This is a genomic window from uncultured Algibacter sp., assembly GCF_905480415.1.
GTDB lineage: Bacteria > Bacteroidota > Bacteroidia > Flavobacteriales > Flavobacteriaceae > Algibacter_B.
The window spans coordinates 25,845-37,542 of record NZ_CAJQQI010000107.1 but is presented as its reverse complement, the minus strand read 5'-3'; the positions used below and the strand labels follow the sequence as shown (position 1 = coordinate 37,542).

General features: G+C 34.8%; 9 protein-coding genes. 5 read left to right on the top strand and 4 right to left on the bottom strand.

The window, feature by feature from the left end; all coding sequences use genetic code 11:
• Positions 1-311: SUMF1/EgtB/PvdO family nonheme iron enzyme (locus tag QZ260_RS07655; RefSeq protein WP_295984680.1), on the bottom strand; the 311-nt coding region annotated here is incomplete at its 3' end.
• Between the two features lie 262 nt (positions 312-573).
• Here QZ260_RS07655 and porU point away from each other — a divergent pair.
• The 5 genes from porU to QZ260_RS07630 all read left to right on the top strand — a co-directional run bounded on the left by porU (position 574) and on the right by QZ260_RS07630 (position 9,270).
• On the top strand, positions 574-4,455 hold the full coding sequence (porU, locus tag QZ260_RS07650; RefSeq protein WP_295984678.1) for a type IX secretion system sortase PorU: 3,882 nt from the start codon (positions 574-576) through the stop codon (positions 4,453-4,455).
• 196 nt (positions 4,456-4,651) lie between these two features.
• Positions 4,652-5,854, top strand: coding sequence for a type IX secretion system outer membrane channel protein PorV (gene porV / locus QZ260_RS07645; RefSeq protein ID WP_295984676.1), 1,203 nt, complete (start codon positions 4,652-4,654; stop codon positions 5,852-5,854).
• Positions 5,855-5,982: 128 nt separating this feature from the next.
• Positions 5,983-6,465 (top strand): cytidine deaminase, encoded by a 483-nt coding sequence (gene cdd / locus QZ260_RS07640; protein WP_295984674.1) that lies wholly within the window; start codon positions 5,983-5,985, stop codon positions 6,463-6,465.
• Positions 6,466-6,639: 174 nt separating this feature from the next.
• Positions 6,640-7,638, top strand: a complete 999-nt coding sequence (gene pdhA, locus QZ260_RS07635; RefSeq protein ID WP_295984672.1) for a pyruvate dehydrogenase (acetyl-transferring) E1 component subunit alpha — start codon at positions 6,640-6,642, stop codon at positions 7,636-7,638.
• A 3-nt stretch (positions 7,639-7,641) separates the two neighbouring features.
• Entirely contained in the window at positions 7,642-9,270 is a 1,629-nt protein-coding gene (locus QZ260_RS07630) for a pyruvate dehydrogenase complex dihydrolipoamide acetyltransferase (protein WP_295984670.1), read from the top strand.
• 76 nt (positions 9,271-9,346) lie between these two features.
• On the opposite strand, the gene QZ260_RS07625 is transcribed toward QZ260_RS07630, so the two are convergent.
• From QZ260_RS07625 to QZ260_RS07615, 3 genes are read right to left on the bottom strand one after another with little or no spacing between them, the layout of a single operon-like run.
• Positions 9,347-9,826, bottom strand: coding sequence for a cupin domain-containing protein (locus QZ260_RS07625; protein WP_295984668.1), 480 nt, complete (start codon positions 9,824-9,826; stop codon positions 9,347-9,349).
• 10 nt (positions 9,827-9,836) lie between these two features.
• On the bottom strand, positions 9,837-11,222 hold the full coding sequence (locus tag QZ260_RS07620; RefSeq protein WP_295984666.1) for an FAD-binding protein: 1,386 nt from the start codon (positions 11,220-11,222) through the stop codon (positions 9,837-9,839).
• 21 nt (positions 11,223-11,243) lie between these two features.
• Positions 11,244-11,618, bottom strand: a complete 375-nt coding sequence (locus QZ260_RS07615) for a group 1 truncated hemoglobin (protein WP_295984664.1) — start codon at positions 11,616-11,618, stop codon at positions 11,244-11,246.
• Positions 11,619-11,698 lie beyond the last annotated feature (80 nt).

Below are 11,698 nucleotides of genomic sequence, written 5' to 3'. Positions count from 1 at the left end.
GTTACCTCTGTTTCATCCATGTAAAAAGACTGAACGTGTTGCTGATTTGGAGTATTATTCCAATCATGCATCACATCGTCTTGTACACGACCTTTAGTAAATGTACCACCTTCTACAAAAACTAATCCAGGAGAAGTTTCTTGTTCTTTGAAGTCTGTATTGTACTGGAAACCACCTTCTCTGGAGTTAATCTCCCATCCAGTCGCTCTAGAGCTATTTTTTGAACTCGAAGATTTTTTACAACTAGTCGAAGCGACTGCTAGTGCTAAAACTAATAAAACCTTGAATGCTACTACTTTTTTCATATCCATACTTTTAAGTAAGCTAATAATAATTTTGGAGCTGCAATATAGGAATTAAACCGAATAACGCAAGCTGTTTTGTGCATTTTAACCAAAAAATAGTGTATTTCGTCCTATTTTTATGTATTACAACGATGATTTTGACCTTTTAAACCATAGTTTTGTGTTGTATTAACGCATGTTTTCCTAATTTATTATTGTATTTTTGAATCTGTTTTAAAAATTGTTGTTTTTTTAATAATAACAAGGCATTAACGACGTTATTTTACCAATGAAAAAGAATATTTTAGTTTTACTGTTGATTATTTCAGCTGGGTTACATGCGCAACAAAAGCGATACAATTTAGTTTGGGAGAAGGCTCAAACGCTTTCAGTAGAAAATTTTTCAATGGAGGTGCCTTCATTTGATAAAGCATATTTTAATTATGATTTAGAAAAAGGCTTAGTATTTTCAGATCAATGGGAATCGAAAGGCTTGGTCAATGAATCTTCAGTTACAGCAACTAATGTTGTATATCAGTCGATATATAAAGTAGATTTAAAAGACTTAGATTTAAATAAAATACCTAATAAATTAGTATTCAGCTTAGAAAATTCAGTAGCAAGAAATAAGACTTATACCTTTTTTCAACTGTCGCCTATTATAAAGGATGAAAATGGAGGTTATAAAAAAGTAACTTCATTTCAAATAAATTATAAGAAAGGCTCTGATAGCAAATCTGCATTGTTAAGAAGCAATAAGGCTTCAGCAGTTGTAACTAATTCCGTTTTAAACTCTGGGGAATGGTATAGGTTTTATGTGGATACTACAGGGGTTTTTAAACTATCAAAAAGTTTTTTACAACGTTTAGGTGTTAAAGTGAATACTGTAGATCCTAGAGCTATTAAATTATTTGGTCATGGTGGGCGCATGATTCCTTACTCAAACTCTGTTGCTTACCCTTATGATGTTCCTGAAAATGCCATAAAATTTGTAGGTGAAGAAGATGGTGAGTTTAATACGAATGACTATATATTATTTTACGCTCAAGGCCCTAAAGAATACAATCAAGAGAGTAGAACTCACATAAATTGCTATACGGATAAAACATATTATTATATTAATATAAGTTCTGGGAATGGAAAACGCATCCAACAATTTAACCAGCCTGAGGGAACAATAGATATGGTTATTGATACTTTTCAGGATTATCAATATCACGAAATTGATGCGTATAATCTCATCTCTCTAGGAAGGCGTTGGTTTGGAGATAAATTTGATGTGGATAGTTCTAAGGAATTTGAATTTAATTTTCCGGATTTAGTGACTTCAGAACCCGTAGATTTAACTGTTTCTGTGGCAACAGCGACAAGGAGTGATAGTCAAATGAATGTAAGTGTTAATAATGTTGCCGTGTCATCTATATTTGTTAGGGGTGTATCCACACCAACTTTAGCTAATGGGAATTCTTACCGTGGTCGTGTAGATGTGAATACGTCCAAGATCACGGTCGGTCTGGACTTTGATAATTTAGGGAACCCAAGTACTATCGGTTATTTAGATTTAATAGGTATTGAAGCCACCCGTAAATTAAACTTTGATAATAAACAGTTTCTGTTTAAAAACAAAGATGTTGCATCAACTTCCGGTATTGTACAATATAATATGACGAATACGTCTGCACTTTCAGAAATTTGGGAAGTAACGGATAGTTATAACGTTTCAAATTATGTGAATACAGATGAAACTTCAACCTTAAGTTTTACAGCGGCTCTCGGAAGTTTAAAAAGCTATGTTGCAGTATCTCCTTTAGACTATTTTGAACCTAAATTTGATTCGAAAACCATAATTAATAATCAAAATATAAAAGGGACTATTTTTCAAAATGCCCAAGGAAGTTTTCAAGATGTCGATTATATTATCGTAACACCAAATAACATGTTGAATGATGCCGAACGTTTAGCTCAAATTAATCGAAATCAATACGATTTAAATGTCAAGGTTGTTGGTCTAGATGAGATTTACAACGAATTTAGTTCGGGAAATCAAGATATTGGTGCTATCAGAAATATGGTAAAATATGTTTACGATAATGCGAGTACGCCAGAAAATAGGATAAAATATTTATGTTTATTCGGTGATGGATCTTATGATTATAAAGATCGTATTCGAAACAACACCAACATTGTTCCTTCTTGGTACTCATATAGTAGTTTTAGTTTAGCCACCTCATTTGTTTCTGATGATTTTTATGGGATGATGGATGATAATGAAGGGACTATGATTTCAAGTAATAGATTAGACATTGCTGTGGGTCGAATTTTAGCAGACACGCCTCAAAGAGGAAAAGAAATGGTTGATAAAATCGAATCTTACTATGCTAAAGAAGCTTATGGAAGCTGGCGAAACAGTGTTTTAGTAATTTCTGATGATAATGATGATAAACTTTATGGTGCTTTGCAAGAGACTACAGATGCTATAGGCGATTTAATATCGCAAGAAAAGCCTTTTATGAATGTAACAAAAGTTCATTCAGATGCTTTTCAGCAAGAATCGTCAGCAGGAGGAGATAGATACCCTATAGTGACTAACGAAATAGTTAATGCCATTGATAATGGTGCCTTGGTAGTGAATTATTTTGGCCATGGTGGCGAAGAAGGTTTAGCACAAGAACGCATTTTGTTAAAGCCTGATATTACTGGGTTTCGTAATTTTTGTAAACTCAATTGTTTTGTAACTGTAACTTGCGAATTTACAAGATTTGACAATCCATTTAGAGAAACCGCAGGAGAATTTACATTTTGGAATAAGGAAACGGGAGCCGTGGGATTAATTACGACGACTCGACAAGTTTTTGTGAATTTCGGAATTACCTTTAACAGAGAGTTAGGACAATATTTGTTTTCTTATAGCGATAATGATACGTATAATGATGACGAATATCCTACTATGGCAGAAGCTTTAAGGTTAGCAAAAAACGACCCGTCACTTTCTGGAAACAGTCAAAAAAACTTGGTCTTTTTTATTGGTGATCCAGCCATGAAATTAGCCTTTTCAAAACCAAATATTAAACTCACGAAAATTAATGATGTCCCTATTGCGCAGGCAACAGATACTTTAAAAGCATTGAGTTATGTGAAGTTAGCAGGAGAAGTTACCGATGTTTCTGGTAATCTTCTAAATAATTACAGTGGTACATTATCAACGACTATCTATGATAAGGGCATTAGCAGGCAAACACTAGCTAATGATGGTATAAGGCAAAATGGTGAAGTTATAAAATTAGATTTCACTACCCTCGGTGAAATAATATTTAGAGGGCAAGCCTCAGTGAAAAACGGTCAATTTGAATTTGATTTTGTTGTACCAAAGGATATTGGTATTCCAGTAGGTTTTGGTAAAGTGAGTTTCTATTCTAAAAATGAATCTTCAACTGAAGATCAAGCTGGAGCAACTATAAATACGGTTAGAATTGGGGGCTTAAATGAAAATGCACCTGAAGATAATACAGGACCAGTGATCACGCTTTATATGAATGATGAAAATTTTGTTACAGGTGGTATTACTAATGAATCGCCCACATTATTAGCAAAAATGGAAGATACGAATGGTATAAACACGGCAAGTGGTATTGGTCATGATATAGTAGCCATTATTGATGGTGATGAAACGAATCCGTTTGTTTTAAACGACTATTACCAAACAGATGTTGACGAATATACTAAAGGGACAGTAAGTTTTCCGTTTAGAGATTTAGAGCCAGGGTTACATACATTAACTTTAAAAGCTTGGGATGTTTATAATAACTCTTCAATATCTGAAATACAGTTTATTGTATTTGATAAAGACCAAAGTTTAGTGATTAATAATGTGCTTAATTATCCAAATCCGTTTGTTAATTATACAGAATTTTGGTTTAACCACAATAGTTCTGAACCTTTAGACGTTTCTATACAGATATTCACTGTTTCAGGGAAGTTGGTTAGAACTTTAAATGGACAAACCACAGGAGGTATTAAAACGACGAGTTCTTTATCTAGAGATATGGTTTGGGATGGAAGAGATGATTTTGGAGATAAAATAGGTAAAGGGGTTTATATTTATAAGCTTAAAGTACATTCAAGCTTATTAAATAAAACAGTGGAAAAAATTGAGAAACTTGTAATACTATAACTCATCTTGACTTTTTGTTTTTAACCGAAAACGAGATAAAATTTTTACAGATGAGACACTTTTTGAAAGCCATAGCACCGCTATGAATAAAAAAAGTAACGAAATATGAGCGAATTTTAGCCTTTTTTTAGGAAATGGAAAAAGTCAAGATGAGTTATCTAATAAAAAATTATATTTGCTAAATAAAATTTAATTCATGAAGAATCAAATATTACTATTGTTAGCCTTTGCTTTTATTTTGAAAGCTAGTGCACAAGAAACTGTCATTTTTCCTAATCAAGATAGAAGGGTTATCACCACAGGAGTCCCTTTTTTACTAATTGCTCCTGATGCTAGGGCAGCTGCCCTGGGAGATATGGGAGTTGCAACATCAGTTGATGCCTTTTCACAACAATGGAACTCATCAAAATATGTGTTTTCTGAAGCTAAATCAGGTCTTGGGGTAAGTTACACGCCTTACTTGAGTAAATTAGTGAATGATATTTTTTTAGGAAATGTTACTTACTTCAATAGAATTGATGAACGTAGCGCATTTGCAGTTAGTTTAAAATATTTTTCGTTAGGTGATATAGAATTTGTTACTGATGAATTTTCGGAAGCATTAATACAAAGACCAAACGAGTTAACTGTTGATGCATCATATGCACTACGTTTATCAGATCAATTTGGTATGTCTGTAGCGATGCGCTACTTGCGTTCAGATTTAAGATTAGATGGGGTGGATGGCGATGCAACACCTGCGAGTACTTTTGGTGTCGATATTTCTGGATATTATCAAAGTGAAGAGGAAGCATATAGCGATTTTAATGGGCGTTGGAGAGCAGGATTCGCAATTCAGAACATTGGTCCAAAATTTAAATATGATGAAGGCGGGCAAGAAAATTTTCAACCTACTAACTTAAGATTAGGAGCAGGATTTGATTTTATTTTTGATGATTATAATAAAATAGCTGTTACAGCAGAAATAGCTAAACTATTGGTTCCAACACCACCTATTTATGGTTTTGTAGATACTGATGGCGATGGAAATCAAGACAGTGATGAATCAACAATAATTGTTGAAGGGCAAGATCCGGATGTAAGCTTTTTATCTGGAATGTTCCAGTCATTTGGTGATGCACCTGATGGGTTTAGTGAGGAATTAAAAGAGTTTACTTGGGCACTTAGTGCAGAATATTTATACCAAGATTCATTTGCGTTTAGAGCAGGTTATTTTAATGAGAGTGAAGATAAAGGCGCTAGAAAATTCTTAGCGTTAGGAGCTGGATTTAAGGCAAATGTTGTAAATATAGATTTGTCGTACTTGTTTTCTGCATCCAAAGTACAAAGTCCTTTAGAAAACACCTTACGTTTCTCGTTAACGTTTAATATTGGTGCTGGCGAGTATAATGAATATTAGTAAAATTTAAATAAATTTATAAAAAAACTATTGCTAATTAGCAATAGTTTTTTTGTTTATACCAATGTAATTCTATAGTTACATTGGTATTATAATGGTTTCTTAAAATTATTTAAATACATTTGATTATGAAGGAAATAAAAATAGAATCTACATTATATGTTTTTGATAATGTTAACGAACTTCCAAATGAAGCATTATCACTAATGCAAAAAGCTATTGAAGCTAGAGGAAAGGCTTATGCACCATACTCTAAATTTTATGTTGGAGCTGCATTACTTTTAGATAATGGACAGGTTATTACAGGTAATAATCAAGAAAATGCATCGTATCCTTCTGGCTTATGTGCAGAGCGTACAGCTATTTATTATGCTGGATCTCAGTTTCCCGATTCAAAGATAATACGTATGGCTATTTCGGCAGGGTCAAAAAGAAATCAGACAACAAAACCTATTCCACCTTGCGGAGCTTGTAGACAGGCCATTGCAGAGTATGAGATAAAACAAGAATCTCCAATAGAAATCTATTTTATGGGAGAAACAGGGGCGGTTGCTAAATCTAATTCGCTCGCTAACTTATTACCGCTCGTGTTTGATAAGTCGGTGCTATAACGTTGCAATTTTTCAGATGTATAAGTAATTGTTGTAAAAATTAATAATTGGTTAACCTAAGTAGCTTAGATTGCTTTTTTTGATATTTTTTATACTTTCGGCATATTGCACTTCTTCAATACACTACAAAGTATTACTTTTGTATTTCGCTTATTAATATTATAATAATATTCAATGCAAAAAATCACAAAAGAGGTTTACCTCAAATGGTATGAAGACATGTTATTCTGGAGGAAGTTTGAAGACAAACTTGCTGCCGTCTACATTCAACAAAAAGTAAGAGGTTTTCTTCATTTATATAATGGTCAAGAAGCAGTTTTAGCAGGTGCTTTACATGCTATGGATTTGACTAAGGATAAAATGATTACTGCTTATCGTAATCACGTTCAACCCATAGGTATGGGTGTAGATCCTAAACGTGTTATGGCAGAATTATATGGAAAAGTGACAGGAACTTCCAAAGGTATGGGAGGGTCTATGCATATTTTCTCTAAAGAGTTTAGATTCTATGGCGGTCATGGAATTGTAGGAGGTCAAATCCCTTTAGGAGCAGGAATTGCATTTGGTGATAAATATCACGATGTTGATGGTGTAACTATCTGTTGTTTTGGAGATGGTGCTGCACGTCAAGGATCATTACATGAAACATTTAACTTGGCTATGCTTTGGAATTTACCAGTTGTGTTTGTTTGTGAAAACAATGGCTATGCTATGGGTACTTCTGTAGAGCGAACTGCAAACCATACTGAAATATGGAAATTAGGTTTAGGTTACGATATGCCATGCGGTCCAGTTGATGGTATGAATCCAATTAAAGTTGCTGAAGCTTTTGATGAAGCCATTCAAAGGGCACGTAAAGGTGGTGGGCCAACATTTTTAGAATTAAAAACGTATCGATATCGAGGGCACTCAATGAGTGATGCTCAGCATTACAGAACGAAAGATGAGGTTCAAGAATACAAGAAGATAGACCCTATTACACAAGTAAAAGATGTTATTCTTGATAAGAAATATGCTACTGAAGATGATATTAAAGTAATTGATAAACGCGTAAAAGCGCTTGTGGCAGAATGTGAAAAATTCGCAGACGAATCTCCATACCCAGAAAAGCAACAGCTTTACGATATGGTTTACGAGCAAGAAGATTATCCATTTATTCAACACAAAATATAAGATATGGCAATAGTAGTAAACATGCCGCGTTTAAGCGATACAATGGAAGAAGGAACCGTTGCTGCTTGGTTAAAAAAAGTAGGAGATAAAATTGAGGAAGGTGATATTTTAGCTGAAATAGAAACTGATAAAGCCACAATGGAGTTCGAATCTTTTAATGAAGGCACATTGCTTCATATTGGCGTTCAAGAAGGCGAAACTACAAAAGTAGATGAGCTTTTAGCAATTATTGGTGATGAAGGAGAAGACATTTCTGGTTTGTTAAATGGAGGTGGTAACGCTTCCGCGGAAGCGAAAGAAGAAGAAAAGAACGAAAACGTTACTCCTAGTGCAGTCGAAGCGTCTAAAAAAGACGTTTCTCAAGATTTACCAGAAGGTGTTATAGTGGTTACTATGCCGCGTTTAAGTGACACTATGGAAGAAGGAACTGTTGCGACTTGGTTAAAGAACGTTGGAGATACGGTTGAAGAAGGCGATATTTTAGCAGAAATAGAAACAGATAAAGCAACTATGGAATTTGAATCATTCCAATCTGGTACGTTATTAGAAATAGGATTAAAAGAAGGTGAGTCAGCTAAAGTTGATGCTCTTTTAGCTATTATTGGTCCTGCAGGTACCGATGTTTCAGGAGTTGCTTCTAGTTTCTCTGCAACATCAGAACCAGCTAAAAAAGAGGAGGCACCGAAAGTTGCAGCTAATAAGGATGTGCCAAAAGCTGCACCAACTTCAACTCCAAAAACGAGTGTTCCAGCACCAACGGCAGTAACTCAAAACGGACGCTTATATGTGTCACCACTTGCTAAAAAGTTGGCTGAGGAAAAAGGTATCAATTTGGTGAAAGTTCAAGGTTCTGGAGAAAATGGACGTATTATAAAACGTGATATAGAAAATTACGAACCAGCAGCAGCAGGAGTAGCAGCTGCAGTAGGTAAATTTGTTCCTTCAGGACAAGAAGACTTTGATGATATTGATAATTCGCAAATGCGTAAAGCTATTGCAAAAGCATTAACTAACTCTAAGTTTTCGGCGCCTCATTATTATTTAAGTGTTGAGTTTGATATGGAAAATGCTATGGCGTTCCGTGCTCAATTTAACTCGATTCCAGATACTAAGATTTCTTATAACGATATTATTGTTAAAGCATGTGCATTGGCTTTAAAAGAACACCCGCAAGTAAACTCGCAATGGTTTGCAGATAAAATGCGTTTGAATAATCACGTGCATATTGGAGTGGCTGTTGCAGTTCCTGATGGTTTAGTTGTGCCTGTAGTAAGATTTGCTAATGAGCAAACACTACCTCAAATAGGTGCTGCTGTAAAAGACCTCGCAGGAAAAGCAAGAAACAAAAAGTTAACACCAGACGAAATGCAAGGAAGTACCTTTACAGTTTCTAACTTAGGGATGTTTGGTATCGATACATTTACATCGATTATAAATCAACCAAATTCTGCAATACTTTCTGTTGGAAATATTGTTGAAAAACCAGTTGTTAAAAATGGTCAAATAGTCGTGGGTAATACCATGAAATTATCATTAGCCTGCGACCATAGAACGGTTGATGGCGCAACAGGTGCTCAATTCCTTCAAACATTAAAAGGCTATATTGAGAACCCTGTGACTATGCTGGTATAGGTAATTAATAAAATACTAAAGAAAAGCCACTGCAAAAATGCAGTGGCTTTTCTGTTTTTGAGGTACTTAGATAGGGTCAGTTTTTTATTGTAATTGGAAAGGCGTCAAAAGGCTCTACAAGTGCAATAAATAGAACACAAGGTCCCTTGTCAAGACATTTAGCTAAATGTGGTTTTTTGGCAGGACCATAAGCGTAAGAACCCGTTTTCATGAGTTGCGAAGGTTCACCTTCGTATTGGACTTCCATTTCACCTGAGATTAAGATCATGCGTTCTTGAGAATGGTGCCAATGTTTGGGTACTTTTGTGTTTTCAGGAACTTTAAAAAAGACATCTAAATTAGGCTGACTCATATCGCCATGCACCACTGTAAATGTGCAACGTGGTAAAAAAGATGGTGCTGGAAGCCAAACCAAGTCGTTGTCTTGGAATGTTTTGAGTTCTGATTGCTCTTGAGTCGATTCATTTTGGCTTTGAGCAAGGCATAATGTTGGTAATAAAAACAGGAGTATTATATATCCTTTTTTTATTTTGAAATTATTAAATATAGCTTTCATAATGTTAATGTTAGGGTTTAATATTCTGATTAACCCGAAATAAATTATTCGGATCGTACATTCTCTTTATTTTTGATAAGCGATCATAATTTTGTTTGTAACTCGCCTTTACGCGTTCTTGTCCTTCATCCATCATAAAGTTAGAATAGGCACCACCAGAAGAGTAGGGATGTAATGCTTCCCAGTAATCTTTACACCAACTGGTAATTTTATCTGCATTTACTGGATCTGGGTCAACACCTACTATCACGCCTGCATATTTAGCATCGCGATACGCCCAGGGCGTGTCTGTAGCTCCAACTCTGCTGGCTGCTCCACTAATTGGGTATAAGTGCATTTGAGAAAGAGGCGTTGGTATTTTAGATCCAAAATTTAAATGTTTAGCTCTAACTTCAGGGCCTAGTTCATTAAAAAAATCAGCTCTCCAATACCATTGTAATCCATGAGGCATCAATCCGTCAAATAAAGTTTGAATTGATGGATAGGGCATTTCACCTACGTGAGCAAAAATGGGCTCTAAATCCATAGCAGGCTTTATTAATTTGTCGAATTCTTGTTGATTACCAGTATAACACCATACAATACCGCAATACTTGTTTCCATGTAAAAAATCAGGAAAAGGAGGTCCGGGAATAACCATAGTAGCAATAAATCCATTTAATTCATCAGGTGCATTATTAATGAACTTATGATACCATTCTATGATTTCTTCAGTCCTTTCTATAGGCCATAACGTGGGGCCTCCAATCACATTTTTAACTTTATGAGCTTGAAATTTAAACGACGTAACAATACCAAAGTTTCCACCTCCACCACGAATGGCCCAAAATAAATCAGAGTTTTGGTTAGCATTTACGGTTACAAAAGAGCCATCTGCTAGAACCATATCCGCTTCTAAAAGATTGTCAATCGTCAAGCCGTATTTTCGAGATAAATGACCAACGCCACCACCCAATGTTAGTCCGCCAACACCTGTAGTTGAAATTATACCTGCAGGAACAGCTAATCCAAAAGGATGCGTTGCATGATCGACTTCACCCCAAAGATTACCTCCGCCAACGCGCACTGTATTGTTAGAGGTGTCTACACGAATAAATTTAATACCTGATAAATCAATGACTAAACCGTCATCGCATAATCCTAATCCGCCTCCATTGTGCCCACCTCCTCTAATAGCAATCAATAAATTATTTTCTCTTCCAAAGTTTACAGCAGACATAACATCTGCAACATCAACACACATAACAAACATTCCGGGATGTTTATTAATCATACCGTTATATACTTTTCGAGTTTCGTTATATTCTTTGTTTGTTGGTAAAATAATTTCACCTCTTATCTGTAGAGTAAATGCTTCAATTAATTCAGGGTTTAAATCTTTGACTGGATTTTTCATGTTAAATTAAATTTTGGTTGGTTATTTGCTAATCATCATGCCTTTTAAGGACCATAGGATTGAAAGCACATCTTTTTTAGAATCTTCATCAATATTATTTTTATCGAGAGCCATAAAAATATCATTCATTACATGCATATATTCTGCATGACTGATATTCATACCGGTATGTGCCGTTACCATATCTTTTCCTTTGTAATTATTTGGTCCACCACTGCCAGCACTAAAAAAATCAACTGTATGGTTTTTTATAATAGCTAATTGTTCTGGTTTTTCTTTAAAAGGAAGAAATCTCGCATTTACAGCAGAATTATTCATGTGATTTTCTACCGTATCATCAACAATCATAGAGATGCCATTTCTACCACCTAATCGTTCAAAAAGTGTTTTACTCATAATGTTATAGTTTTGGTTATATTCCAAATCTATATATAGTAAAAGGAACGCACTTCTAAATTTAATTCAAAAAAGTAGAA

What these genes read in the sequence shown, in the direction of transcription:
- cdd (WP_295984674.1), top strand. Translation starts at nt 5,983, where the DNA reads ATGAAGGAAATAAAAATAGAATCTACATTATATGTTTTTGATAATGTT.
- pdhA (WP_295984672.1), top strand. Translation starts at nt 6,640, where the DNA reads ATGCAAAAAATCACAAAAGAGGTTTACCTCAAATGGTATGAAGACATG.
- porV (WP_295984676.1), top strand. Translation starts at nt 4,652, where the DNA reads ATGAAGAATCAAATATTACTATTGTTAGCCTTTGCTTTTATTTTGAAA.
- QZ260_RS07615 (WP_295984664.1), bottom strand. Translation starts at nt 11,618, where the DNA reads ATGAGTAAAACACTTTTTGAACGATTAGGTGGTAGAAATGGCATCTCT.
- QZ260_RS07625 (WP_295984668.1), bottom strand. Translation starts at nt 9,826, where the DNA reads ATGAAAGCTATATTTAATAATTTCAAAATAAAAAAAGGATATATAATA.
- QZ260_RS07630 (WP_295984670.1), top strand. Translation starts at nt 7,642, where the DNA reads ATGGCAATAGTAGTAAACATGCCGCGTTTAAGCGATACAATGGAAGAA.
- QZ260_RS07620 (WP_295984666.1), bottom strand. Translation starts at nt 11,222, where the DNA reads ATGAAAAATCCAGTCAAAGATTTAAACCCTGAATTAATTGAAGCATTT.
- porU (WP_295984678.1), top strand. Translation starts at nt 574, where the DNA reads ATGAAAAAGAATATTTTAGTTTTACTGTTGATTATTTCAGCTGGGTTA.